This is a genomic window from Halomonas sp. 5021, from assembly GCF_036663435.1.
GTDB classification, from domain to species: domain Bacteria; phylum Pseudomonadota; class Gammaproteobacteria; order Pseudomonadales; family Halomonadaceae; genus Vreelandella; species Vreelandella janggokensis.
On record NZ_JAXOVU010000003.1, the window covers coordinates 50,689 to 77,045 of the forward strand.

The 26,357-nt window shown below is 60.0% G+C and carries 21 protein-coding genes; 8 read left to right on the top strand and 13 right to left on the bottom strand.

Annotated features, from left to right (window positions below; all coding sequences use genetic code 11):
• Window positions 1–33: 33 nt before the first annotated feature.
• The 10 genes from R3F64_RS07100 to R3F64_RS07145 form a co-directional block, all read right to left on the bottom strand.
• A complete protein-coding gene (locus R3F64_RS07100; RefSeq protein WP_085917064.1) occupies window positions 34–396 on the bottom strand; it encodes a phosphoribosyl-ATP diphosphatase in 363 nt (120 codons plus the stop codon).
• A 21-nt stretch (window positions 397–417) separates the two neighbouring features.
• A complete protein-coding gene (gene ubiB, locus R3F64_RS07105; RefSeq protein ID WP_085917065.1) occupies window positions 418–2,040 on the bottom strand; it encodes a ubiquinone biosynthesis regulatory protein kinase UbiB in 1,623 nt (540 codons plus the stop codon).
• The gene (locus tag R3F64_RS07110) at window positions 2,037–2,675 is read right to left on the bottom strand and encodes a ubiquinone biosynthesis accessory factor UbiJ (RefSeq protein WP_085917066.1); all 639 of its coding nucleotides are present in this window, start codon (window positions 2,673–2,675) and stop codon (window positions 2,037–2,039) included. Before R3F64_RS07110 ends, ubiB begins: the two co-directional genes overlap by 4 nt.
• Window positions 2,676–2,697: 22 nt before the next feature.
• Window positions 2,698–3,453 (bottom strand): bifunctional demethylmenaquinone methyltransferase/2-methoxy-6-polyprenyl-1,4-benzoquinol methylase UbiE, encoded by a 756-nt coding sequence (gene ubiE, locus R3F64_RS07115; RefSeq protein WP_085917067.1) that lies wholly within the window; start codon window positions 3,451–3,453, stop codon window positions 2,698–2,700.
• A 121-nt stretch (window positions 3,454–3,574) separates the two neighbouring features.
• Complete coding sequence (locus R3F64_RS07120) at window positions 3,575–3,958, bottom strand: gamma-butyrobetaine hydroxylase-like domain-containing protein (protein WP_066318303.1); 384 nt, start codon at window positions 3,956–3,958, stop codon at window positions 3,575–3,577.
• Window positions 3,959–4,036: 78 nt separating this feature from the next.
• Entirely contained in the window at window positions 4,037–5,359 is a 1,323-nt protein-coding gene (gene hslU, locus R3F64_RS07125) for an ATP-dependent protease ATPase subunit HslU (RefSeq protein ID WP_085917068.1), read from the bottom strand.
• A gap of 8 nt (window positions 5,360–5,367) precedes the next feature.
• Window positions 5,368–5,901, bottom strand: coding sequence for an ATP-dependent protease subunit HslV (gene hslV / locus R3F64_RS07130; RefSeq protein WP_066318308.1), 534 nt, complete (start codon window positions 5,899–5,901; stop codon window positions 5,368–5,370).
• Window positions 5,902–6,037: 136 nt separating this feature from the next.
• Window positions 6,038–6,760, bottom strand: a complete 723-nt coding sequence (locus tag R3F64_RS07135) for an SPOR domain-containing protein (protein WP_332610655.1) — start codon at window positions 6,758–6,760, stop codon at window positions 6,038–6,040.
• 3 nt (window positions 6,761–6,763) lie between these two features.
• Complete coding sequence (gene argS / locus R3F64_RS07140; RefSeq protein WP_332610656.1) at window positions 6,764–8,449, bottom strand: arginine--tRNA ligase; 1,686 nt, start codon at window positions 8,447–8,449, stop codon at window positions 6,764–6,766.
• A 117-nt stretch (window positions 8,450–8,566) separates the two neighbouring features.
• The gene (locus R3F64_RS07145) at window positions 8,567–10,915 is read right to left on the bottom strand and encodes a primosomal protein N' (RefSeq protein WP_332610891.1); all 2,349 of its coding nucleotides are present in this window, start codon (window positions 10,913–10,915) and stop codon (window positions 8,567–8,569) included.
• A 19-nt stretch (window positions 10,916–10,934) separates the two neighbouring features.
• Here R3F64_RS07145 and rpmE point away from each other — a divergent pair, with 19 nt between their 5' ends.
• Together rpmE and R3F64_RS07155 are read left to right on the top strand one after the other, a co-directional pair.
• A complete protein-coding gene (gene rpmE, locus R3F64_RS07150) occupies window positions 10,935–11,150 on the top strand; it encodes a 50S ribosomal protein L31 (protein ID WP_044630499.1) in 216 nt (71 codons plus the stop codon).
• A gap of 347 nt (window positions 11,151–11,497) precedes the next feature.
• Window positions 11,498–12,769: a malic enzyme-like NAD(P)-binding protein gene (locus R3F64_RS07155; protein WP_332610657.1), complete on the top strand. Its 1,272-nt coding sequence runs from the start codon at window positions 11,498–11,500 to the stop codon at window positions 12,767–12,769.
• Between the two features lie 59 nt (window positions 12,770–12,828).
• Here the strand turns inward: R3F64_RS07155 and R3F64_RS07160 are convergent, their stop codons facing one another.
• The gene (locus R3F64_RS07160; RefSeq protein ID WP_085917071.1) at window positions 12,829–13,650 is read right to left on the bottom strand and encodes an acyl-CoA thioesterase; all 822 of its coding nucleotides are present in this window, start codon (window positions 13,648–13,650) and stop codon (window positions 12,829–12,831) included.
• A gap of 86 nt (window positions 13,651–13,736) precedes the next feature.
• Here R3F64_RS07160 and tadA point away from each other — a divergent pair, with 86 nt between their 5' ends.
• Window positions 13,737–14,204, top strand: coding sequence for a tRNA adenosine(34) deaminase TadA (gene tadA / locus R3F64_RS07165; protein ID WP_332610893.1), 468 nt, complete (start codon window positions 13,737–13,739; stop codon window positions 14,202–14,204).
• Window position 14,205: 1 nt separating this feature from the next.
• Here the strand turns inward: tadA and R3F64_RS07170 are convergent, their stop codons facing one another.
• Complete coding sequence (locus R3F64_RS07170; RefSeq protein WP_332610658.1) at window positions 14,206–16,167, bottom strand: GGDEF domain-containing protein; 1,962 nt, start codon at window positions 16,165–16,167, stop codon at window positions 14,206–14,208.
• 12 nt (window positions 16,168–16,179) lie between these two features.
• The gene (gene mltF, locus R3F64_RS07175; RefSeq protein ID WP_085917073.1) at window positions 16,180–17,643 is read right to left on the bottom strand and encodes a membrane-bound lytic murein transglycosylase MltF; all 1,464 of its coding nucleotides are present in this window, start codon (window positions 17,641–17,643) and stop codon (window positions 16,180–16,182) included.
• Between the two features lie 184 nt (window positions 17,644–17,827).
• Here mltF and purL point away from each other — a divergent pair, with 184 nt between their 5' ends.
• From purL to rluB, 5 genes are all read left to right on the top strand, one after another.
• Window positions 17,828–21,769 carry a phosphoribosylformylglycinamidine synthase gene (gene purL, locus R3F64_RS07180; RefSeq protein ID WP_332610660.1) on the top strand — a complete coding sequence of 1,314 codons (3,942 nt, stop codon included), beginning with the start codon at window positions 17,828–17,830 and terminating at the stop codon, window positions 21,767–21,769.
• 21 nt (window positions 21,770–21,790) lie between these two features.
• On the top strand, window positions 21,791–23,599 hold the full coding sequence (locus tag R3F64_RS07185) for a DEAD/DEAH box helicase (protein ID WP_442908819.1): 1,809 nt from the start codon (window positions 21,791–21,793) through the stop codon (window positions 23,597–23,599).
• Between the two features lie 105 nt (window positions 23,600–23,704).
• Window positions 23,705–24,667, top strand: coding sequence for a segregation and condensation protein A (locus tag R3F64_RS07190; RefSeq protein WP_332610662.1), 963 nt, complete (start codon window positions 23,705–23,707; stop codon window positions 24,665–24,667).
• The gene (gene scpB, locus R3F64_RS07195; RefSeq protein ID WP_085917076.1) at window positions 24,664–25,491 is read left to right on the top strand and encodes an SMC-Scp complex subunit ScpB; all 828 of its coding nucleotides are present in this window, start codon (window positions 24,664–24,666) and stop codon (window positions 25,489–25,491) included. The genes R3F64_RS07190 and scpB overlap by 4 nt, the downstream gene beginning before the upstream one ends.
• The gene (gene rluB, locus R3F64_RS07200) at window positions 25,478–26,341 is read left to right on the top strand and encodes a 23S rRNA pseudouridine(2605) synthase RluB (protein ID WP_085917077.1); all 864 of its coding nucleotides are present in this window, start codon (window positions 25,478–25,480) and stop codon (window positions 26,339–26,341) included. The genes scpB and rluB overlap by 14 nt, the downstream gene beginning before the upstream one ends.
• Window positions 26,342–26,357 lie beyond the last annotated feature (16 nt).

The window sequence follows — 26,357 nt, forward strand, 5'->3', positions numbered from 1 at the left end:
CTCGTGATGGGGCTGTGTTGCAAAGCCTGAAGGCTATTGTTGACGCGCCGCTTTTTCGTCGTGGCCGGAAATGCCGAAACGGCGCGCCAATTCGTTGAGTACATCCTGGTGATCCAGGTCCAGATGCGACAGCATCACCAGGCTATGAAACCATAGGTCGGCGGTTTCGGCGACCAGTGCCTGTCGCTCGTCAAAGCTGCCATGTTCGGCGTCTTTGGCGGCGAGCAGTGTTTCGGTGGCTTCCTCGCCGAGTTTTTCGAGTATCTTGTTCAATCCCTTGTAATGCAAGGAGGCAACATAAGAATCGTCCGGCGACGCGTGACGACGCTGACGTAATACGTCGGCGAGCGCATCAAGCACAGGTGCATTATTAGGGGTGTAAGGCGTCGTGTCCATGGGGATCCTCGGGTTCTTGAACTATTGCCATACCAGCAGCAGCAGACCGATGGCGGCTGCGACAAGCACCGGCCATTGCTGACTGCCTGCCCATTGGCTCAGTGGCTGCCAGGCCAGTGCCAGGCCTAGCAGAACCAGGCCAATACGCAGGCGATGCTGGCGTTTGCCCTGGCGAGCCATTTGCTGTTGCATGTCGCTGATGGCAGAGGTCTGCTGGTGACGCTGGCGGTGCTCGTGCTCCATGCGGCTGAGCGCCTGATGCGCCAGTACCGGTAGCTCGGGTAACTGGTGCGACAGTTCCGGTGCCTGGCGCTTCAACGAGCGCCATAGGCCGCCGACGCCCGCCCGTTCTTTCATCCACTGCTCGAGATAGGGTTTTGCCGTGCTCCACAGGTCCAGGTCAGGGTAAAGCTGTCGGCCCAGGCCCTCAATATTGAGCAAGGTCTTCTGCAACAGTACCAATTGGGGCTGTACTTCCATGTTAAAGCGCCGTGCGGTCTGGAACAGCCCCAGCAGGACCTGGCCGAAGGATATATCTTTCAACGGTTTTTCCAGAATCGGTTCGCAAACCGTGCGAATCGCCGCTGCAAACTCGTTGGCGCGGGTGTTTTCGCCCACCCAGCCCGATTCAATGTGCAGTGCAGCGACTTCGTAATAATCCTGATGGAAAAACGCCAGCAGGTTGCGGGCCAGGTAATCCTGATCCTCCCGTGTCAGGCTGCCGACAATACCGCAGTCAATGGCGATATATTGCGGATCTTCCGGGTTATCACAGTTGACGAAAATATTGCCGGGGTGCATATCGGCATGGAAGAAATTGTCGCGAAACACCTGGGTAAAGAAGATTTCCACACCGCGCTCGGCGAGCTTCTTGAGATTGGTACCGTTGGCCTTGAGGGTGTCGAGGTCGGCGACGGGCACGCCGCGAATACGCTCCTGGACCATGACGTGGCGGCGGGTAAACGGCCAGTAGATGGTCGGTACAAACAGCAGCGGGGAGTCTTTGAAATTGCGCTTGAGCTGAGAGGTGTTGGCGGCCTCCTTATACAGGTCAAGCTCATCGAAAAGCGTGGCCTCGTAGTCCCTGATGACTTCCACCGGGCGTAGACGTCGGGCTTCGGGTACCTTGGCCAAGAGTTTGGCCACCTGATACATCAACGCCATATCCTGACGCATGATGCGCTCGATGCCGGGTCGAATGATCTTGACCACCACGTCTTCGCCGCTATGTAATTGGGCGACATGAACCTGCGCAATGGAAGCCGAGGCCAGAGGCGCCGTGTCGAAGAACGCAAAGGCATCGCTGAGCGACATTTCGAGTTCTTTTTCCACCCGGGTCACGGCCTGCTCACCCGGAAAGGGCGGCACCTGGTCTTGCAAGCGCCTGAGCTCGTCGGCAATGTCTTCGGGTAACAAGTCGCGTCGGGTGGAGAGCATCTGGCCGAATTTGATAAAAATCGGTCCCAGTGTTTCCAGCGCGAGGCGCAGGCGCTCGCCGCGCGTGCGATGGCCGACGGGCATCAGGCGCAGTGGCGAGAACCACAGCAGAAGGCGCAACCACCAGGGAAACCGATCAAGCGGGAGGAGCGTATCCAGGCGGTAACGGGCCATCACCCAACTGATGCGAAACAACCGCAAACTCATGGGCGTGCTCCTGCTCGCAGCCGTCGCTCGAGGCGCTTGAATCGGGCTTCCAGACGGTCAGTCGCCACCTCGAGCGCGGTCAACTGGTCGCGTAATACATCGCGCTGCTGGCGGCCGGGCAGTAAGCGGGCTTCTTCAAACACGTACTCGGAGACATCCTGCACCAACTCGTCCTTGGTACGCAGCCCCCAGTCAGCCGCTCGCCGCACCCCCTCGGCCAGTGAGTGGGCAGGCGTATCCCCCAACCAACGTGCCAGTTCGTTTTCCCAGTCGAGATCCAGGTCAAGAAGCAGCGTGCGCGTCGCTTCGAGTAAATGCACCTGGCCGCGTATCGCCAGCTTGCCTTCAAACATCAACTGCTCGATCGACGTGCCGCCAATCCAGGCTGACAGGGTTTCCGGAGTCAGCTCCACGACGGCATCAACGTGGCGTTCGTCAATATCGTCGGCGCGCAGCAGGTCAATCCCGGCGGCGTGATAATGAAGTACCAGGGCGAACTGAGGCTGTTCGAAACGCACGAGCAGCCGACTACCCGAGAGCTGGGCAAGCCGCGCTGGTGACGCCGGGTCACGGGCAAGCAGGGCGTTCAGCGTGCGTTCACATCCGGCCAGCAACAGGGTCGGGGTTAGCAGCATGCTGACCTCTCGGTGGTTGGTGTCATAGCTTGATGCCGCGGTGCAGTGCCACGATACCGCCGGTTAAGTTGGTGTACTCCACCCGCTCGAGACCGGCATTTTCCATCATGCCTTTCAGCGTCTCCTGATCGGGGTGCATACGAATCGATTCGGCCAGGTAGCGGTAGCTTTCGCCGTCGCCTGCCACCCATTCGCCCATTTTCGGCAACAGGCGGAAAGAATATTCGTCGTAGGCTTTGGTGAGTAGCGCATTGCTAGGCTTGGAAAACTCCAGCACCAGCAGGCGTCCGCCGGGTTTGAGGACCCTTGCCATGGAACGTAGCGCGGCGTCCTTGTCGGTGACATTACGCAAGCCAAACGCGATGGTGATGCAGTCAAAGCTGTTGTCGGGAAACGGCAGGCATTCGGCGTTGGCCTGTACATACTCGACGTTGCTGCCCACGCCGTTGTCCATCAGCTTGTCGCGACCAACGTTGAGCATGGAGGCGTTGATATCGGCAAGCACGACTTTGCCTCGCGGGCCGACCAGGCGCGAAAATTTAAGCGTCAGATCACCGGTGCCGCCCGCGATATCGAGGACGTGGTGACCTGGCCGAACGCCGGCACGCTCAATGGTGAGGCGCTTCCAGACACGATGAATGCCCATCGACATCAGGTCGTTCATGACGTCGTAGCGTGCGGCGACCGAGTGGAAAACGTCGGCTACCCGAGAGGCTTTTTCGTCGAGAGGAACTTCCTGATAACCAAAATCGGTCGTGCGTTTATCCGTGGGGCTCATGGGGCTCTGGCTCCAGAGTTCGAGGCGATGAGCGTCGACCCAGCGGTCGCCGCATTAATAAGGTTGTCAGCATTGTAGCCTTGTCCGCCCCGGCTTGTCTGCGTTTGCTATGGGCGTTACGTCACAGCTGTTTGAACTGGATACTGGCAGGCTCGCGGGAGGCCCCGGCCTCCTCAAGCCGTTGCAGGTAGTTTTCCCAGTAGGCCGTTTGATGCTGGGCCAGGTCATAGAGATAGTTCCAACTGAACAGGCCGCTGTCGTGACCGTCGTCAAAGTGCAGTTTGAGTGCGTAGTTGCCCGCTGGGGTAATGTTCTGCAGCCCTACATCCTTTTTGCCGACCTGCAGCACCGCGGTATCGCCGCCATGGCCGCGTACCTCGGCAGAAGGTGAGTAAACGCGCAGCAGTTCCACCGGCAGGCGATAGCTTTCGCCATTGGCGTAGCCGAGCTCAAGCTCGCGGGTCGACTTGTGGTAGTGAACGCGGGTGGGGGTGGGAGCAGTCATGATACACCTCAAAAGCAGCTGGGTGTCGGCGGCCATTGGTGGCGCGCCAAGGCTCGGCATCCCTGCCGAGCCGACAGGTTACAGAATATAGCGCGACAGGTCTTCGTCGACGGCTAGCTCACCGAGTTGGGCATTCACGTAATCGGCGTCAATCAGTAGCGGACTTTCCATGTCGCCACCCTTGAACGAAGCCTCTTCCAGTAGACGCTCCATGACGGTATGCAGGCGCCGCGCGCCGATGTTCTCGGTGCCCTCGTTGACCTGCCAGGAGATTTCGGCGATGCGCTCGATGCCGTCCTGGGTGAACTCGACGTTCAGTCCTTCAGTGGCCAGCAAGGCCGTGTACTGCCTGGTCAGCGAGGCAGACGGCTCGGTCAGGATGCGCTTGAAGTCACCGGGTGTCAGCGCATCCAGCTCGACGCGGATGGGCAGGCGGCCCTGCAGCTCGGGGATCAGATCCGATGGCCGCGACAGATGGAAGGCACCGGAGGCGATAAACAGGATGTGGTCGGTCTTGACCATGCCGTACTTGGTCGAGACGGTCGATCCTTCGATAAGCGGTAGCAAGTCGCGCTGCACACCCTCGCGGGAGACGTCGCCGCCACTCGACTGGCCACTGCCCTTGGCGACCTTGTCGATTTCATCCAGGAAAACGATACCATGCTGCTCGACCGCTTCCACGGCGCGGGCCTTGATCTCTTCCTCGTTGACCAGCTTGCTGGCCTCTTCATCGCGCAACAGTCCGAAGGCTTCTCTGACCTTGACGCGGCGTGTCTCGCGCTTCTGTTGGCCCATGTTGGAAAACAGGCTCTGCAACTGGCTGGTCATCTCTTCCATGCCGGGGGGCGTCATGATGTCGATCCCCTGACCCTGGGCGGAAATCTCGATATCGATTTCTTTGTCGTCCAGTTCTCCTTCACGCAGCTTCTTGCGGAACGTCTGGCGGGTGCCGTTATCCTCGCGCGGCTTGTCTTCCTGGCCGCGGGGTGGGGGCAGTAGCGCATCGAGAATGCGGTCTTCGGCGGCATCCTCGGCCCGGTGGGCGACTTCTTCCTTGGCGTGTTCGCGGACCATCTTGATGGCCGCTTCGATCAGGTCGCGAATGATCGATTCGACGTCGCGACCCACATAGCCAACCTCGGTAAACTTGGTAGCCTCCACCTTGATAAACGGCGCGCGCGCCAGTTTGGCCAGGCGACGGGCAATCTCGGTTTTACCCACGCCGGTAGGGCCGATCATCAGGATGTTCTTGGGCGTAACCTCCGGGCGCAGCTCATCGTCGAGCTGCATGCGGCGCCAGCGGTTGCGCAACGCAATGGCAACGGCGCGTTTGGCATCCTGTTGTCCAATAATATATTGGTCCAGGGCGTGGACGATTTCGCGGGGGGTCATCTGGGTCATAAGGGGCCTCAACGTTCGTTGGTGTTCAGCTCTTCAAGCGTGATGTGGTGATTGGTGAACACGCAGATGTCACCAGCGATAGCGAGGGATTTTTCAGTGATCTCCCGGGCGCCCAATTCGGTATTTTCCAGCAGTGCCCGAGCGCTTGCCTGGGCATAGTTGCCGCCTGAGCCAATGGCGATAATGCCGCGCTCGGGCTCGACGACGTCACCGTTGCCGGTAATGATCAGGGAAGCACTGTGGTCGGCCACGGCCAACAGGGCTTCGAGGCGGCGCAGGGCGCGATCGGTGCGCCAGTCCTTGGCAAGCTCGACGGCAGCCTTGGTGAGGTGCCCCTGGTATTTTTCAAGCTGAGCTTCAAAGCGTTCGAACAGGGTGAAAGCATCGGCGGTGCCACCCGCAAAGCCCGCCAGTACCTTGCCCCGGTAGAGGCGGCGTACCTTGCTGGCATTGCCTTTCATCACGGTGTTGCCCAGTGATACCTGGCCGTCACCCGCTAAGGCGACTTGGTTTCCGCGACGCACGGATACGATGGTGGTCATGGAGGTAACTCCTTGGGGGGAGGCTTGCTCCCGATGACGATCGGGTCGGTGCTCGACCCTCTTTAAGCAGTTCTCAACAAAATGCGGGCGGTCGATAAAAAATCAACCGCCCGCACGTCATTGGGGAGTGAGTTTGTCAGTTTTGCAGTTGAATCAGCAGCGGCTCAATGCCTTGGGTGGCCATTAAGTCCTGAGCGCGGTTGAGTTCGCGGGTATCCTCGTAAGGACCCACCTGCACACGATGCCAAGTGCTGCCGTCGGCCTGGATCTCGCTGATCTGTGCCAGCAGGCTCAAGTTACGCAGCCGTTGACGCAACTGTTCGGCATCGTCCAGCTCGCGAAACGATGCCGCTTGCAACACGTAGCGGGCACCGTCTTCATTGGCCGTTTGCTGCGCGGTGGTGACCTGTTCTTCCGGGCGCATATTGGCCGCGATCACCTGGGCGATGGGATCGTCGACGGTGTCGCCATCGCTGCTGGGGCTATCGGCTTCGGCGGCAGTCGGCGTCTCAACGCTTGAAGGAGGGGCCACGCCGGGGGCAATCACCTCGGTTTCAGGTAGCAGGGTGTAAAACTCGAAGGTCGGCATGGAGGGCTCTGTCGAGTCTTCGGTTTCCCGGGCGGCCTCACGTGCATTCCGCTCCTCAGCGCTTGATTCAGACGTCGTTTGGGTGGCGTCATCCGCGGTGTCCTGCCAGGGGGCTGTGCCATGCTGGTGTTGGGCCAGAAAGAAACCGGCCGCCATGCCCGCTAGACCCCATAGCCAGCCGGGTAAACGGAATCCACCGCTTGAGGGGCGGGGCGGTTTGCGCTGGCTGGTAGCGCCGCGGCGGGCGGGCTTTTTACGCGGGCTCGCCATGGGTTACATCTCCTCGGGGGCGCTGACCCCCATTAAATCCAGGCCGTTACGTAGCACCTGGCGGGTCGCAAGGCCCAGCGCCAGGCGTGTGTTGCGAAGGGTGTCGTCTTCAACCATGACCTTGACGGCGTTATAGCAGGTGTGGAAATCACCTGCTAGGTCAAGCAGGTATTGGGCGACCTGCTGGGGTTCACGGTTGTGGGTGGCGTTTTCGATGACTTCCGGGTAGCGGGCCAGGCGATTGAGTACGGCGCGTTCCTGATCGCTGTCCAGCAGGGCCAGATTGGCCATGGCAAGGTCGTGATCGAAAGGCTGCTCCGCCGCTTCGGCCTTGCGCAGCATGCTGCACACCCGGGCGTGGGCGTACTGAATATAGTAGACCGGGTTGTCATTGGACTGGGAGCGTGCCAGGTCAATATCAAAAGTCAGTTGCGAGTCGGCCCGGCGGGCGGCCAGGAAGAAACGCGTCGCGTCGCGGCCCACTTCGTCGATCAGATCGCGCACAGTGACGTAGCTTCCCGCGCGCTTGGAGAGTTTTACTTCAACGCCGGAGCGGGTCACCATCACCATCTGGTGCAGCACGTAATCCGGCCAACCCCTGGGGATGCCGACATCCAGCGCCTGCAGACCGGCGCGTACCCGGGTGATGGTCGAGTGGTGGTCGGCCCCCTGCTCGTTGATCACCGTCGTGAAGCCTCGCTGCCACTTGTCGAGGTGGTAGGCCACGTCGGGCAGGAAGTAGGTATAGCCGCCTTCCCGCTTGCGCATCACGCGGTCCTTGTCGTCGCCGAAGTCGGTGGTGCGCAGCCACATGGCACCGTCTTCTTCATAGGTGTGGCCTGCGGCGATGAGCTGTTCGACCGTGGCATCCACCTTGCCGTTGGCATATAGCGAAGACTCCAGAAAGTACACGTCGAACTCGACGCCGAACGCCTTCAGGTCGAGGTCCTGCTCCCGGCGTAGCCAGGCCACGGCAAAGGCTTGAATCGCGTCAAGGTCATCGGCGTCGGCATTGGCGGTGACCTCGCGATCATCGGCGCTCACCGTTTTGCCCGCCATGAAGTCCCTGGCAACATCCACGATGTATTCACCGCGATAGCCGTCTTCCGGCCAACTTGGGTCGTCAGGACCCAGGCCTTTGGCGCGCGCCTGTACCGAACCTGCCAGGTTGGCAATTTGCGCGCCCGCATCGTTGTAATAGAACTCGCGGGTCACGTCATAGCCGCTGGCATCGAGCAGGCGACACAGGCAGTCGCCGATCGCAGCGCCGCGGCCATGGCCCACGTGCAGTGGCCCGGTGGGGTTGGCGGAGACAAACTCGACCTGCACTTTCTCACCCCTGCCGATCAGGCTGCGACCAAAGGCATCGCCGCTGTCGAGCACCTGGGCGACAATTTGCGCGGCGGCGTCCGAGGCAGCAAAGAAGTTGATGAATCCAGGGCCAGCAATCTCGGTTTTCTGGATGGCGTCGCTCGGCGGCAGCGCCGCTACCAGGGCGTCAGCCAGCTCGCGGGGTTTCATGCCGGCGGGCTTGGCCAGCATCAGCGCCAGATTAGTGGCGTAATCTCCGTGAGCCTTGTCCTTGGTGGGGTCCACCTTGATGGTGGGCGCTAGATCAGCGGGCAGCACGCCTTGGTGCTTGAGCGCGGAGACCGCGCCGTCGAGCAGTGAACTAATCGTGTCTTTCATTTAAGTATCCGGGTGTTATCAGTGGCGGCGTGGGCATGCACGCATCGCTATTCAGCGGCAAGGTGCCCCATTATCGGCAATTGAGGCGCAGTTTCAAAGCGGTGTGTCGGCTGGCATCTAGGACAAGCTTTGTGGATCAATGTCAATCGACCAGCGAACCCGGCGTGCGTCGCGGTTGGCTTCAAGCCATTGTGTCAGCCAACTGGCGGCGGCGTGGAGCTGGCTGCGCTTATCCGCGGTCAGCATGACTTGCAGATGGTAACGGTTCTGGCGGCGCTCCATGGGGGCGGGCACCGGTCCCAGGCAGCGTGCGGGTGTGTCGCTATTGGATAGCCATTGGCGCAGAGCCTGGGCGGCCTGCCGGGCCAGGCCAAGAGCTGCTTCCTCTTTGGGGCTTTCAATACGCAGTAGTGCCATAAAGCAAAACGGTGGCAACTGGGCGAGGCGGCGCTCTTCCAGCAGGTTGCGCGCCAGTGTGCCATAGCCGTGTTCGGCAAGCTGGCCCAGTTGCGGATCGTCGGGATGCAGGGTCTGTACCAGCACGCGCCCTGGGTGGGCCGCTCGTCCAGCACGTCCGGCGACCTGTTCGAGCAGTTGGGCGCTGTGTTCCAGGGCGCGGAAATCTGCTGCGTAGAGTCCACCATCGGCATTGACCACCACCACCAGCGTCACATGGGGGAGGTGGTGGCCCTTGGCGAGCATTTGTGTGCCCACCAGCAGGCAGGGTTCGCCACGCTGAATCTCCTTGAGCATCTGCTCGAAACTGTCCTTTTTCCGCGTGCTGTCGCGATCGATGCGCTGCACCTTGGTCTTGGGGAAAAGGCTTTGCAGGGTCTCCTCGGTACGTTCCGTGCCGCTGCCCAGGGCGCGTAAATCGCCACTGTCGCATTCCGGGCAGGCGTCTGGCAGGGCGCGGCGGCTGTCGCAGTGGTGGCAGGCAAGCAGCGGTGGCTGGCGGTGCAGGGTCATGCGGGCATCACACTGGCCGCATTCGGCGAGCCAGCCGCAGCTGTGGCAGGCCAGTGTCGGCGCAAAGCCTCGCCGGTTGATGAAAATCAGCACCTGTTTGCCAGCGGCCAGGGTATTTTTGATGGCGCTGAGGGAGGCCGGTAATAGGCCGCCCTGGCGCCGCTGGTGACGCATGTCCACCAGTTCGAGTTTGGCGGGCGGGTGACGGCTGGGCCGCTGGGTCAAGCGCAAGTGCCGGTAAGCTCCGGTTAATGCTTGCTGTAGACTTTCCAGAGACGGTGTGGCACTACCCAGCAACAGCGGTATTTTATGGTGGTGGGCACGGGCCACGGCCAGGTCCCGTGCGTGATACCGCAAACCGTCCTGTTGCTTATAGGAACCGTCGTGCTCTTCATCGACGATAATCGCGCCGGGGTTGGCGAGTGGGGTGAAAATCGCTGATCGGGTGCCGATGATGATCAAGGCCCGCCCGGAGGCTGCCGCCTCCCAGACGTCCAGTCGCTCGGGGTCGGTAAGTCCCGAGTGCAATGCCACGACGGGCACGCGGAAGCGGCTTTTGAAGCGTGACAGCGTCTGTGGGGTCAGGCCTATTTCGGGGACCAGTACCAGCGACTGCTTTCCCTTGGCTGCCACGGCCTCGATCAGTTGCAGGTAAACTTCGGTCTTGCCGCTGCCGGTAACGCCTTCCAGTAAGCAAGGGTGGTAGTCATCGAGTTTTTCATGCAGGGCGGCCAGCGCCGTCGCCTGTTCCCGGTTAAGCGGCAGCGCAGGGCTCGCCAGCAGGCTGCCGCCGGGTGGCGTGGGGGCGGTGAGGGTAATGTCTTGTGCCTCGGCCAGGCCCTTTTTTTCCAGCGCGAGCAACTGGTCGCGACTAAATCCATGCGCATTGACCGCGCGTCCCGGCAAACCATGGGGATGCTGTTGCAACAGCGCGTGTAACGCCGCCTGTTTCGGGGCGCGGCTCAAGCGGTCATCGCCCGGCGGGCCCGACGCCCGCCAAAGTGTTTGCGTGCGTCCGGCCATGGGGTGGCCCTGGCGCATCCGTGCAGGCATGGCCATGGCCAGGGTATCGCCCAGGCTATGCTGGTAGTAGCGTGCCGTGAACTGGCAAAGCCATAGCCAATCGGCGGGCAGGGGAGCATCGTCCAACGTTTCGCTGACGCTGCGCAGTTGGGCGTGCGACAGGTCGGTGTGGTCCGCCAGTTCAACGACCACACCGACGACATCGCGATGGCCGAACGGGACGCGGACGCGCAATCCTGGCTGCCAACCGCCAGGCGGTGTCTGGCGGTTGGGCAAGTAGTCGAACAGGCGTCGCAAGGGCGACGGCAGGGCGATTTTGAGCACCTGGGCGGAAACAGCGTCGGACAATTGGCCTCCGGCATTAGTTTTGCTAGAATACGCGGCCGCTCTGACTTTAAACGAAGGAGCGATTAACCGGTTAGTCGTTTTTTTAAACCCGTATGCGGTGCCTGGCACGAGATCAGGTGGCGGCATACCGCTGATGAGGCTCAAGATGAAACAAGGTATCCATCCGAATTACAACACGGTCACCGCCAACTGTTCCTGCGGTGCCAGCTTCCAGGTGGGCTCCACGTCGGGTCAGGATTTTTCCCTGGACGTGTGCTCCAACTGCCACCCTTTCTACACCGGTAAGCAGAAACAAGCGACCACCGGTGGCCGTGTAGAGCGCTTCAACAAGCGTTTCGGCGCTGCTATCAAGCGCGGCTGATCCTTTACGGACCTGCCATATCGAAAGCCCCAGGGCTTGCGAAAACCCACGCCAAGGCGTGGGTTTTTTTGTGCGTGACGAGAGCGTTGGCAACAGGTAATAGCCAAATGCCAGGATAAAATGGAAAAATTTTCCATAAATGCTGCATTGCATTAATAAAAACAATCGTTACCGTTGAAGTGTTTACGTGTAAATTTCACTAAAAATGTTTGAAATGTTACGAAATGAGGGTAAACGTCGATTAAACGACCGTTTTTATGCCGGGTTTACCGCTTGCTTGAGCGGGCCGGGGTTTTTCTATATTCTGGCACCACTTATCTCCTTTCTATGTAACTGGACCCTTGACCATGACCGATGCAAACAAGCAGGCCGCCTTGGATTATCACGCGAAGCCGATTCCCGGCAAGCTGTCGGTGGAGTTGACCAAACCCACCGCGACGGCACGGGATTTAGCGCTGGCGTATAGTCCTGGGGTGGCCGAGCCGGTCAGGGAGATTGCTCGCGAAGCCGAAAACTCCTACCGATATACCGGCAAAGGGAATCTGGTCGCGGTCATTTCCGACGGCAGTGCGATCCTTGGGTTGGGCAATCTGGGGCCAATGGCGAGCAAGCCGGTGATGGAAGGAAAGGGCGTGCTGTTCAAGTGTTTTGCCGGCATCAACTCGGTGGATATCGAGGTGGATGCCGAAAGCGCGCAGGCGTTTACTGACACCGTGGCCCGCATCGCCGATACCTGGGGGGGCATTAATCTGGAAGATATCAAGGCACCTGAATGTTTTGAGATCGAAAAGGCGCTGATTGAGCGTTGCAGCATTCCCGTGTTTCATGACGATCAGCACGGCACGGCGATTGTCACCGCCGCGGGCATGCTGAACGCGCTGGATATCGCGGGTAAAACCATCGAAGACGTCAAGATCGTTTGCATGGGCGCAGGTGCGGCGGCCATTGCCTGTATGCGACTGCTGGTATCCTGTGGGGCGAGTAAGGAAAACCTGATCATGCTTGACCGGCGCGGGGTTATTCACAGCGATCGCGAAGGCATCAATGAATACAAGGCCGAGTTTGCCCGTGATACGGACATGCGCACCCTGGATGACGCCATCGATGGCGCCGACGTGTTTATCGGTTTGTCAGGCCCTGGCTTGTTGTCAGCTGAGCAGGTGAAAACAATGGCGCCGGATCCGGTGATTTTCGCCTGCACTAACCCTGATCCCGAGATTCATCCCGATGTTGCTCGCGAGGCGCGTCCGGATGTGATCATGGCAACCGGCCGCTCCGATTTCCCCAATCAGGTGAATAATGTCCTGGGCTTCCCGTTTATCTTTCGCGGCGCCCTCGACGTGCGCGCGACGCGCATCAATGAGGCCATGAAGCTGGCGGCGGTTCATGCACTCAAGGACCTGGCTCGCGAGCCGGTTCCCCAGGAGGTGCTGGATGCCTATGAACGCACCGAGATGCAATTTGGCCGCGAGTACATCATTCCCACGCCCGTCGATGTAAGGTTGCTGGCGCGGGTTTCTTCGGCGGTGGCTCAGGCCGCGGTGGATTCTGGCGTGGCACGTAAGCCATATCCGGCGCACTATCCACTACAGTCAATTAATGACGTTTACGGCGAATAGAGCCCGCAATATCCGCGACTGTTTATTCTGACGCCCGCTATCCAGCGGGCGTTGGTCGTTCAGTCAGCGGTGGAATAGCGTGTCAGGCCTTCCTGGGCGGTAGAGGCAACCAGGCGGCCGTCGCGCTGGTAGATATGCCCCCGCGCAAGTCCGCGGGCGCTGCCTGCCCACGGCGAATCGATAACGTACAGTAGCCAATCGTCCAGGCGGGTGTCTTCGTGTAACCAGAGGGCATGATCCAGGCTTGCAATGCGCAGCTGCGGATCGGTATAGCGGATGCCGTGGGGCGTCAGGCTGGTGGTCAGCAGGTTAAAGTCGGACGCGTAGGAGAGCAAATGACGGTGAAGGGCCGCGTCATCGGGCAGGCTGCCAGCCAGGCGAAACCACAGGCACTGACCGGCAGGGTGTGACCGATCTGGATTCCCCTTGAGATGCAAAAACTCGATCGGGTGGCCAGGGAAGCGAGAATGCTTGACATCACCGCTGTCTATCAATGATTCGGGAGTCGGCACCTCAGGCATTGCGCGCTGATGACTGAAGCTTGTTTCGTTGCTCTGAAACGAGGCACTGCAGAAAAAAATCGGGCGGCCCTTTTGAATTGCTGTCACGCGGCGTGTGGTGAAGCTGCCCCCGTCACGAATGGTATCCACCTGATAGACCACCGGTCGGTGGGGGTCTCCGGGGCGCAGGAAATAGCCGTGCTGGGAATGCGGGCGACGCTCGACGGGCACGGTGCGACTGGCGGCGGCGAGCGCCTGCCCCAATACCTGCCCGCCGTAGAGTTGGGGGAATCCCAAGTCCTGACTTTGGCCGCGAAAAAGGGTGTCTTCAAGGGCTTCAAGCTCAAGCAAGTTGACCAGCGTATTCAGCGCGTCTGCCATTCTGGGTATCCTGTAGTCTCTCATTCGGCGGCGCTCAATGGCGCCGTTCATACGATCGTTTTGTTACCTTAACGGAGTTTGCTGTGATTCGCAGCGATGAATTTTACATGCACCGGGCGTTGGACCAGGCGCATCTGGCGGCTGAAATGGGCGAAGTGCCGGTGGGGGCCGTGGTGGTTGACGCTGATGGCAGGATTATCGGTGAAGCTGGCAATGCCCCGGTATCCAGTTGTGACCCCAGTGGTCATGCAGAGGTTCGTGCTCTTCGCGCGGCGGCCCGGCAGGTAGGTAACTATCGCTTGTCCGGTTGTACGTTATTCGTGACGCTGGAGCCCTGCATGATGTGTGTTGGGGCGATGATCCACGCTCGCCTGCGCCGCCTGGTCTACGCAGCTGCCGAGCCGCGCACGGGAATGGTGGAGTCTAAAGCCAATCTGCTGGCGCAGCCGTGGTTCAATCATGCCATCGATGTTCGGGGTGGGGTATTGGTGGGGCAGGCAAGCAAGTGCTTAAAAGCTTTTTTTGCCGCCAGGCGGAACGAGGCAGACCGATAGCCTAGTCGTCAATGCCGCCGGTGGCGATTTGGTTACGCCCTTCCCGCTTGGCACGATAAAGGGCTTTGTCGGCGGTTTGCATCAAGCGCGTCATGTCGAACGGTTGAGGGTCGGTGACACTCACGACCCCAGCGCTCAGAGTGATTGGCTTGCCATCGGCATGGGTCAAGCAGGTATCGATAACCTGCAAGCGCAGCGTATCGGCCAGCTTTCGGGCGGCGTCCATGTTCAGGCCGGGCAGCAAGGCGACAAATTCCTCGCCACCGTAACGCGCAAAAATACCGCCATGCTGTTCCATAAGCGCCTCTCCCAGCAACGCGATGTGTGCCAGGTAGTCGTCGCCTACCAGATGACCCAATTGGTCGTTGACGCGCTTGAAGTGGTCAATATCAAACAGCGCCAGGCTGAGTGGCCGCTTTGACCGGTGTGCGCTGACGTGGTCGAGAAAGTGGCGCCGGTTGGGGATGCCGGTTAGCTCGTCATGGCTAGCCAGCCATTCAATCTCGCGCTGTAACTGACTGCGAGTGCGTATTTCCTGCTGCAACGAAGTATTGCTTTGCAGCATGGCGCGATGTTGGTAACCCAGGCGCTTGAAGCTATAGATGACCAGATACACGAGATAGGCAAATGTCAGGCCCAGCACGAGGCTCAAGGTGGGCAGCCGGGGGAGCTGGCTCAGCAGGTAGTTGCGTCGCGGTCGATCCGAGAGTGTCAGCGCCTTATCGCCAAGCATCACTTGGTGGTGGTAAATCCATGGGCCCGGGTGTCTGGTATCGCCGTAGACGGCGAGTATCTGCTCGTCGCTGTGCCATTGGATAATACCTTCAGCGTCCGTTAATTGCTTGAAGAGGGTATCAGCCAACTGGGGGAAGCTTATGACCATGGCCGCCGCGCCTATGGGCGCTTGCTGCTCATTTTTGACGGGCAAATAGTGGATCATGCCGCGTTCGCCTTGGAGTAGCTGGATGATATCGGTGCTGCCCTCGCGCTCGCCATTTAATGCCGGCTCTAGCGCGCGACGTCCTGCTGGCTGTGCGTCGAAAAGGCGTAGCCCCAGGGTGCTCAGGTTGAGCGGTGTAGCGGGGTATACCTGTCGAATACCGCTGTCAGGTGTGATGAAGGCCATGTTGATCAGGTAGTCAAAGTCTTTCTGATAGCCTTCTGCCTGCTGGACCCATTGGGCATAACTGGGGGGCGCCGACTGAAGCTCCCAGGTGCGCGCAAAGCGGCGCATGGCGTCGAGATGGGCGGTAATTTCGCGGCTGAGCTGTGTTGCCAGGGTTTGTACGCGGGTCTCGGCGCGCTGGTAGAGCGCGCGTTCGGCGTGCAGGTGAAGCTGTTGCCAAAGCAGCAACGAAAAGCCGACCACGGCAAGCGTTGACCATAACGTTACAGCCAAATAGCGTCGCTTGCCTCGCCAATAGGGAAGGGCATGAATCACCTGTGCGGTCAAAAGGGCCGCGTGGAGGATTAGCACGGGCCAGGACGTTGCGTAGTCGAGCAGGGGGGAGAAGCCAGGATACAGGGCGGGTTCAATGCCTTGCAGGCCGAGTAAAAGCGCGGCCGAAGCGCTTAATAACGGTGCGCCCAGTCGCGCGCGTAACTGCAGAATTAGACTGAGCGCAGTCAGTTGCAGGGCGACCGTCGTGAGTAGCGGCGCCCTGAGTGTTTCAGTCGTCGCATCCGGTAAAAAGTGCTCGGCCAGTCGTTGCCAACTGGCGGTGGGTAGCCAGGCTTCGGGCAGCAGGTAGCTGAGCATGCCCGGTGCGAGCATCCCTAGTACGCCAAAAGCAAGCAGGCATGCCAATGGCCAGATTCCGCGCATGGCAGCTAGATTGGCAAGTGCCAGCAACCACAGTGCCAGGGTCGTCATCCCTGATGTTACCCACAGCAGCGTTGTCGCCCCCAGCATTACGACGATAGCAAGTGTCAGCGCAAAGCGGCTGCGAAGCGTTTGAGGCATTACGGTCTCGACTTAATCAAGCGGCGGTATCAACTCGAACATTAACAGTGGGTCTGCGTTGACAGGCGTTTGCTCTAGCTGAAAGAACTGCTGGCGACTGCGTTCAACGTACTCAAGCATTTCGTAGTAGCGGCGAATGTTACGCACATAAATGACGGGCTCTCCCCCGCGTGCGTAACCGTGGCGCGTTTTGCTATGCCATTCGCGCTGTTGCAGCAATGGGAGCGCTTTGCGCACATCCGCCCAGCTGTCCGGGTCGCCGTCGCGCATTTCCGCGATTTTGCGCGCATCGTAAAGATGCCCCAGACCGACGTTATAGGCCGCCATTGCCATAAACAGGCGGTCGTCTCCTGTGATGTCGTCAGGAAGGCGATCCATGAGGCTGCGCAGGTAACGCGAGCCGCCGTCGATGCTTTGCGCTGGGTCGCGGCGATTCTCAATATCCATTTCCTTGGCGGTAGGGCGGGTAAGCATCATCAGACCGCGGACGCCGGTGGGGGAGACGGCATCGGGGTCCCAGTGGGACTCCTGGTAACCGATGGCGGCAAGCAGTTTCCAGTCGAAGCCGGTATTCTCGGCGGCCTGCTTGAAATCCTCGGTGAAGCGGGGAAGACGGGCATCCAGATGGGAGAGAAAGGTGCGTGTACCGACATACTCTAGGTAGTCGTCATGGCCGAAATAGCGTGCAACAAGTTGGTCGAGAGTCCCTGTCTGTTGAAGGTCTTCAAGAAAGCGGTTAGCCGATTCAAGCAACCCCAGTCCCCGCCCGCTGGGAACCGCCCATGCCATCGAGACCGGGTCACCCAGCGGGAAGCCATCTTCGACATCTTTAAAAAACAGCCGGTTAATGCGGAACTGATGTTCGAAAATCACCGCCGCATCGAAACGGCCATCTTCGATTTGGGCCAATAGTTCGGCAACTTCCAGCTCGTGGGACTCGCGCCAGCTTAATTCGGGATAATCTTCCTGCAACTCGCGTAATGCTTTGCTTGTGCCCGCTCCGCTCAGTGTGCCCAGCGAGAGCCCGACGAGGTCGCCGGGTTCATCGATGCCGTTGAGTCCGCGACGGTAGACCACGAGTGGCTGCATGTTGATGATCGGACGGGTGTAGTGAATGCCTGGCGTGTCGGTGAGCAAGGGAAGCGCTGCCGCTCCCAGGTCGCCTTTTTCACGCACCGCTGTGAGCACGCTCTCCGGGTGGTGGCTGGCATCGATATTCAGGCTAACCCCCAGGCGATCGGCAAAACGGCGCATGAGTTCATACTCGAAGCCAGTTGGCCCATGACGGCCTTCATAATAGGTGGTCGGCGTATTTCGAGTGTGCAGGGTGATGAAGTCGCGCTGGCGTATCTGGTTCAGGTGTTCGCCGTCCGGCACAAATGAAAAGGTCGGCATCATCACCAGCAGCGCAATGGCTGTTAGTGCATAGTAATAGCTTGAGCGAGCGATAAAATGTCGGCAAATCAGCGTCAGCATGGTGTCTTGTCGGCGCAGGATAAGCTGCCACGATACCCAGCCATCAGCAGACTGTCACCTTGTTGATTTCGTGTGGCCGACGCTTTCCAGTATCATAGGGGGTAATCAGTGTCATAAAAGAAGGCCGCTCGGCGGCCCGGTGATTTCCCTGCTCGAATTCCCCCTGCTCTAGAGGCTTCTGGATATGCTCGAACTGCGAGGCGCACCCGCCCTTTCTGCCTTCCGTCATGCTCGGCTATTAGCGGTGCTGCGTGAACGTGTTCCCGAGGTCGAGGCGCTATCCGCCGACTACGTTCACTTTATCGACCATCACGCGCCGTTGCAGGCAGACGCTTACCAGCGGCTGGTACAGCTGTTGGATTACGGCCATGAAGCAGCGGTTGAACCACCCAAGGGCGCACAGCGTTTTTTGGTGGTGCCGCGCATAGGGACCCAGTCTCCCTGGTCGTCCAAGGCCACTGATATCGCGCATAACTGTGGTTTGCACCAGGTCAGCCGCATAGAGCGCGGTGTCGATTATCGGATAAGTGTTACCGTCATGCCGGATGAGGAGGGACTCAACGCGCTGACTGCCCTTCTGCATGACCGTATGACCGAAAGCGTACTCACCGATGCCACGGATGCCGCCAAGCTGTTTGCCCACCACGACCCGGCCCCGCTGGGCAGTGTGGATATCATCACCGGCGGCCGTGAAACCCTGGCCACCGCCAACCATGAGCTGGGGCTGGCACTTGCCGATGACGAGATTGACTATCTTGTCGATGCCTTCAATGAATTGGATCGCAATCCAAGCGATGTCGAGTTGATGATGTTCGCCCAGGCGAACTCCGAGCACTGCCGCCATAAAATCTTTAATGCCGACTGGCTGATTGACGGCGAGCCGCAAAGTCATTCGCTGTTCAAGATGATCAAGAATACCTTTGCCACATCGCCGGACAACGTCCTGTCTGCCTACAGCGATAACGCGGCGGTCATCAAAGGGAGCCAGGCCGGGCGCTTTTTTGCCACTCCCTTGACCGGGGACGACGACGAGCGCGCCCTGTACGCCACCCATCAGGAACCTATCCACATCCTGATGAAAGTGGAAACCCATAACCACCCGACAGCCATTGCGCCTTTTCCCGGTGCGGCGACCGGCTCGGGCGGTGAAATTCGCGACGAAGGGGCGACCGGTATTGGCGGTAAGCCCAAAGCGGGGCTATCCGGCTTTACCGTTTCCAACCTGCGTATTCCCGAGTTTGTTCAGCCCTGGGAAGCCTTCGACTATGGCAAACCCGAGCGCATGCAGTCGGCGCTTTCGATCATGCTGGATGGCCCGATCGGCGGTGCGGCCTTCAACAACGAATTTGGCCGACCCAACCTGACCGGCTATTTCCGCACCTACGAGCAGGACGTGCTCAGCGAAGACGGCATCGAACGGCGCGGTTTCCATAAGCCGATCATGATCGCCGGCGGCTACGGCAATATTCGTGCCCAGCACGTCCAGAAAGGTGATATTCCTGTCGGCGGCAAGCTCATCGTCATGGGCGGCCCGGCGATGCTGATCGGCCTGGGTGGCGGGGCTGCCTCCAGTATGGCCTCCGGCGTGTCGAGTGCCGACCTGGATTTTGCCTCCGTGCAGCGGGAAAATCCGGAAATCGAGCGCCGAGCACAAGAGGTTCTCGATCGCTGCTGGGCGATGGGCGATCATAACCCCATCCGTTTTGTTCACGATGTCGGTGCCGGCGGACTTTCCAATGCCCTGCCAGAGCTGGTCAAGGACGGTGGCCGGGGCGGTCTGTTTGACTTGCGCGCGGTGCCCAATGCCGAGCCGGGCATGAGCCCGCTGGAAATCTGGTGCAATGAAGCCCAGGAGCGCTATGTGCTGGCGGTAGCGGCTGATGACCTGGCGACGTTTGAGGCGCTGTGTGCCCGCGAGCGTTGCCCCTATGCCGTGGTCGGTGAAGCGCTTGAGCAGCACCACCTTGAAGTGCGCGACGGTCATTTCGAGACCCGGCCGGTTGACCTGCCGATGAGTGTCCTGTTCGGCAAACCGCCCAAAATGCTGCGTGAGTTCAATCGCCAGTCACCAACGCTGTCGGGCGTGATGCTCGACAATCTGGACCTGCGCGAGGCGCTGGACCGCGTCCTGCGTCTGCCCACGGTGGCCTCGAAAAGCTTCCTGATTACCATCGGTGATCGCTCCATTACAGGGCAAGTGGCCCGGGATCAGATGGTCGGCCCCTGGCAGGTACCTGTTGCGGATGTCGCCGTGACGACGGCGAGTTTTGACACCCATGCGGGCGAGGCGATGGCCATGGGCGAACGCCCGCCGGTAGCCCTGATTGACCCCGCCGCCAGCGCCCGTCTGGCGGTGGCCGAGGCGATTACCAATCTGGCAGCAGCGCCAATAGCAAAGCTGGGCGACGTCAAGCTGTCGGCCAACTGGATGAGCGCTGCCGACTACCCTGGCGAGAACCAGGCACTTTACGATGCCGTGCACGCGGTCGGCATGGAACTCTGCCCGGCGCTGGGCATTGCCATACCGGTAGGCAAGGACTCCATGTCGATGCGTACCGCCTGGCAGGCCGAAAATCCCAAGGGGGAGGTGGAAGAGAAGTCCATTACCTCGCCGCTGTCGCTGGTGATTACCGGCTTCGCACCCGTGACCGATGCCCTGGCGACCTTAACGCCGCAGATCAATCTGGAGCAGGATGAATCCGACCTGATATTGATCGATCTGGGCAACGGTCAGAATCGGATAGGCGGCTCGGCGCTTGCGCAGGTATACGGTCAGGTTGGCAATGAGTGCCCGGATGTGGATGACGCCGAAGACATCAAGGCGTTCTTCGAAGTCATTCAGGGGCTCAACCGCGATGGCAAGCTGCTTGCCTACCATGACCGCAGTGACGGCGGTTTGCTGGTGACGCTGCTGGAGATGGCCTTTGCCGCCCATTCCGGGCTTGAAATCAAGCTCGACTGGCTGATCGACGAGCCGGTGGAAGCGTTTGGCGCGCTGTTTTCCGAAGAATTGGGGGCGGTGATCCAGGTCAACCGTCAGGATACCGAAGAGGTGCTGACCCAGTTCGCCGTGGCCGGTATTGAGACCTGCGGCGTGATTGCCCGCCCGCGCTACGACGATCAGGTGCGCGTGACGCTGTTCGAAGAGCCGTTACTCGAAACCACTCGCCAACTCACCCAGCGCACCTGGTCTGAAACCAGTTATCGCATGCAGGCGCTGCGTGATAACCCCGAATGTGCCAAGAATGAATTCGATCAGTTGCTCGACGTTCGCGACCCTGGTCTCAGCGCTTCACCAAGTTTCGATATCAATGATGATATCAGCGCCCCGTTTATCAATACTACGAAACCGGCCATGGCCGTGCTGCGTGAACAGGGGGTCAATGGCCAGGTGGAAATGGCCTGGGCATTCGACAAGGCCGGGTTTGACGCTGTCGACGTCCATATGAGCGATATCCTTGAAGGGCGGGTGTCGCTCGATGATTTCAAAGGCCTGGTCGCCTGCGGTGGTTTCTCCTACGGCGACGTATTAGGCGCTGGCGGTGGCTGGGCGAAGTCAGTGCTGTTCAACGAGCGTGTCCGGGAACAGTTTGCGACATTCTTCAAGCGTGACGACAGTTTCTCGCTGGGGGTGTGCAACGGCTGCCAGATGCTATCGCAGCTTCGGTCATTGATCCCCGGCGCGGAAGACTGGCCCGCTTTTGTGCGCAACGAATCCGAGCAGTTCGAGGCGCGCCTTTCCATGGTCCGGGTGGAAAAGAGCCCCTCCATCCTGTTGGCTGGCATGGAAGGCTCGCAGTTGCCCATCGCTGTTGCTCACGGTGAAGGTCAGGCGGCGTTCCGCGACAGTGCGCACCTGCGCCGGATGCAGTCGAGCAGTCAGGTCGCCCTGCGCTACATCGATAATTATGGTCAGGCAACGACCCGTTACCCGGCGAACCCTAACGGGTCACCATCGGGAATTACCGGGCTGACCACGCCTGACGGGCGCGTCACGATCATGATGCCGCACCCTGAACGCGTGGCGCGGGCGGTGACTAATTCCTGGCACCCCAGCGAATGGACCGAGGATGGTGCATGGCTGCGCTTGTTCCGCAATGCCCGAGCGTGGTTAGGCGAGGCCTGACGCACAAATGCCAGGTGATGGATGACACACCCTGAAAAGGCGGCCTCAGGGCCGCCTTTCGCGACTGACGTGATGACCCCCGAACTGCGCCCCTATCAGAGCCAGGCGGTTGGCCGTGTGGTTGAACATTTCCGTGCTTCCCACGCCCCGGCGGTGGTGGTATTGCCCACGGGAAGCGGTAAATCGTTGGTGATTGCCGAGCTTGCCCGTCTGGCGCGAGGGCGAGTGCTGGTGCTGGCACACGTGCGCGAGCTGGTCGAGCAGAACCACGCCAAGTATCAGGCCTACGGCCTGGAAGCCGATATTTTCAGTGCCGGGTTGAAGCGTAAAGAGGCCGAGCGACAGGTGGTCTTTGGTTCGGTGCAGTCGGTGGTGCGAAACCTGGATCGTTTTGCCGACGGTCGCTTCACCTTGCTGGTGGTTGATGAATGCCACCGTATTTCGCTCAATGAAGACGCCACCTATCGTCAGGTAATCGATCACCTGCAGCAGCAAAACCCACAGCTTAAAATACTAGGCCTTACGGCAACGCCTTATCGCCTGGGGCAGGGGTTCATCTATCACCACCATTATCACGGCATGGTGAAAGGCAGTGATGACTGCTTCTTTCGCGACTGCGTGTTCGAGCAGCCGCTCAGATTGATGGTTAAGCAAGGCTATCTGGCCGAGCCCAAGCGGCGTGATATGGCGGTCGAAGGGTATGATTTTTCCCGCCTGACACCGGCGGCGGCGGGTGCTTACACGGAGGCGGCGTTGAATCAGGTGGTGGCCGGCAATCGTGCCACGCCGGGTATTATCCGACAGGTCGTCGAGCTGGCGGAGGGGCGCCAGGGTGTGATGATCTTTGCCGCGACCGTGGCCCATGCGGAAGAGATCATGGGTTATCTGCCGATGGGGGAGGCGGCGCTGATTACCGGCGCCACTGTATCGCAGGACCGCACGGCGATTATCGACGCCTTCAAAGCCCAAAGACTTAAATACCTTGTCAACGTGGCCGTGCTGACCACTGGCTTTGATGCTCCCCACGTGGATTTGATTGCAATACTGCGGCCCACCGAGTCGGTCAGCCTGTATCAGCAGATGGTGGGCCGGGGGCTGCGCTTGTCGCCTGGCAAACAGGACTGCCTGGTGCTCGACTATGCAGGCAACCCGTGGGACCTCTACGCGCCGGAAGTGGGTGAACCCAGGCCGGATAGCGATAGCGAGCCGGTGCAGGTAACTTGTCCTGAATGTGGTCATGCCAACCTGTACTGGGGCAAGCGTGACGGTGAACTGGTGATCGAGCATTTTGGCCGCCGCTGCCAGGGGCTTGTCGAGGACGAAAACGGCACGCGTCGCCAATGCGAGTTTCGCTTTCGCTTCAAAGTCTGCGATGAATGCGGCGCCGAGAACGATATCGCCGCCCGCCGTTGTCACGGCTGCCAAACGCTGCTGGTCGACGCGGATAGCAAGCTCAAGGATGCCCTGAGGCTGAAAGACGCCAGGGTGCTTAGGGTCAGTGGCATGTTACTGGAAGCTGCCACCAACGGGCGCGGGCTGCCGCGACTCAAGGTCACCTATCATGATGAAGACGGCGCGAGCCTGGCGGAATGGTTTGCCCTGGAAACATCGGCGCAACGGCGTGCTTTCTACGTTGCATTTTTGCGTGATCATTTGCGCGCGCCGGGTATGCCCTGGCAACCTGCCACGCCGCAGGAGGTTGTCAGCGAACAGCGCCGCCTGCGCCATCCCGACTTCGTGGTCGGGCGCAAGGTAGGGCGTCACTGGCAGCTTCGCGATAAGCTGTTTGATTATCAGGGCCGCTACCGCAAAGCCAGCGATGCAGGTTAAGGTGGCGGGGTCACTTTATTAAGTAATGCCGATATTGGAATATTGATCCATTAGCAGATACATACAGCCTTAAAAATCGCCTATCTAACTGAGGAACCGACCCGCGTGAGCGAGACGCCAAGTGCTAAACAGGCCCCCTCAAGCACGGACACCTCGGACACAGCGCCGGTGGCCGAAGCGCTGGGGCGGCTCTTCAACGAGCCGATCACTCAATTGCCGGAGGATTTATATATCCCGCCGGAGGCGCTGCGCGTCTTTTTGGAAGCCTTTGAAGGGCCGCTTGACTTACTGCTTTACCTGATTCGCCGCCAGAATCTGGATATTCTGACGATTAACGTGGCCACCATTACGCATCAGTACATTGAATACGTGGAACTGATGAAGGCCATGGAGATCGAGCTGGCGGGCGAGTATCTGCTGATGGCGGCGATGCTGGCCGAGATCAAGTCGCGCACCTTGCTGCCCCGGCCGCCCAAAGCGGAAGGCGAGGATGAAGAGGATCCGCGGGCAGAATTGATCCGTCGCCTGCAAGAGTATGAACGCCTCAAGGAAGCCGCCGAGTCGCTGGATACGCTGCCACGCGTTGGCCGCGACTGGTTCAGCGTGCAGGCAGGTTTGCCGCCGCTGGAGGCGCGGGTCATTCATCCGCCGGTCGAGCTGGATGAACTGTTGGGCGCACTGGCCGATATTCTCAAGCGCGCCGAGCTTGCCCAGGCGCACCATATTAGCCGTGAGGTACTCTCCACCCGTGAACGGATGCTCGCCATCATGGAGCGGCTCGGTGGTGAGGGCGGCGAGCCGCACTACGTGCCCTTTGCCGCGCTGTTTACCCTGGAAGAGGGGCGGGCAGGCGTTGTGGTGACGTTCATGGCGATTCTGGAGCTCGCCAAGGAAGCCATGATCGATATCGTGCAAAATGCCCCGCTCTCACCAATCCATGTGCGCGCGCGCCCCGCTGCCATTAGCGACGGCCATGACCCCGACGATGCCTTTGCAATCGATGACGCTGGCGAACATTCTGATGAAGAAAGCGCGTTTGAAGCACCTGCCGACAGGGAAGCACCATGAGTGAGATTGATTCGCCGTTGGAGGAAATACTCGAAGCCGCGTTACTGGCGGCGGGGGAACCACTCCCGCTGGAGCGCATGGAAACGTTGTTTCTGGATGGCGAGTGCCCGTCTCGATACGAGCTTCGCGAAGTACTGGTCCGGTTGAGCGAGCGTCATGAACACGGCGCCCTGGAGCTTATCGAAACGGCATCGGGTTATCAGTTGCGGATTCGCCCGCGGCTTTCGCAGTGGGTGTCGCGGCTCTGGGATGAGCGCCCCCAGCGTTACTCACGGGCACTGCTCGAAACCCTGGCATTGATTGCCTATCGACAGCCGGTGACCCGCAGTGACATTGAAGATGTCCGCGGGGTCAGCGTGAGCAGCTCGATCATGCGTACGCTGATGGAGCGTGGCTGGATACGCGTGGTCGGGCACCGTGACGTGCCGGGAAGGCCGGCGGTCTACGCGACTTCGCGCAGTTTTCTGGATGATTTCGGCTTGAAAACCCTGGATGCCCTGCCGCCGATGCACGAGCTGGTCAGTGGGGAAGCCGATGGCCAGGACGCCGCTGATGTGCCTGATACGAACGACGGGCAAACGCTGTTGCCGGATTCGCCGTCTTCTGACACGCAGGAAGCACTGGACGACGCGCCCGAAACCGTGCAGGATGCGCCACCCGAAACGGCCGATAGCGCCGAGACGCACGCCGAGACGGCGTTAACCCAGCCGCTGAGCTTTGCCGATTTAGAGGCACGCCTGGCAGCACGTGCGCAGCGATCCGATGACCAGGAGGCGCGCACGCAGACCCATGATGAGAGGTCAGACGACCATGAGTCAGAGTAATACCCCCCCTACCAGCGAAAAGCTGCAAAAAGTTCTCGCCCGTGCCGGTCTTGGCTCGCGGCGTGAAATGGAAACCGTGATTGCCGACGGCCGCGTCAAGGTCAACAATCAGGTCGCCAAACTGGGCGACCGTGTTGAAGCGCGCGACAAGGTCAGCCTTGACGACCGGTTGGTGACGCTGAGAGCGGAAGACGAAACACCGCGCCGGGTGATCATGTACAACAAGCCGGAAGGCGAGTTGTGTACCCGCAAGGATCCCGAAGGCCGTCGCACCGTGTTCGATCGCCTGCCGCGCTTGAAAGGCGAGCGCTGGATTGCCATCGGTCGCCTGGATATCAACACCAGTGGGCTTTTGCTCTTCACCACTGACGGCGAGCTGGCCAATCGCTTGATGCACCCCTCGACGCAGGTCGAGCGTGAATATGCGGTGCGCGTGATGGGTGAAGTGAAGCGTGAACATATCATGGCCATGGTAGACGGTGTGATGCTGGAAGATGGTCCCGCCCGGTTCACCGATGTTCAGGAGTTCGGCGGCGAAGGGATCAACACCTGGTTCCATGTGGTCATTCTGGAAGGCCGAAACCGCGAGGTTCGTCGACTCTGGGAGTCTCAGGAGTTGACGGTAAGTCGTTTGAAACGGGTTCGTTACGGCAATATCTTCCTCGATAAGCGCGCCAAGGCGGGAGAGTGGGTCGAGCTGTCCCAGGATGAAGTGGATGACCTGGCGGCACTGGCCCAGTTGGAAACCCGCAAGGTTCCCGAGCTGACGCCGGATGAAAAGAACCGTTGGAGCCGCGATAAAAACAAGCGTCGCCCGGTGCAGGCAATGCGCAAGCCCAAGCGGCGCTAAAGGCCGTTTGTAATAT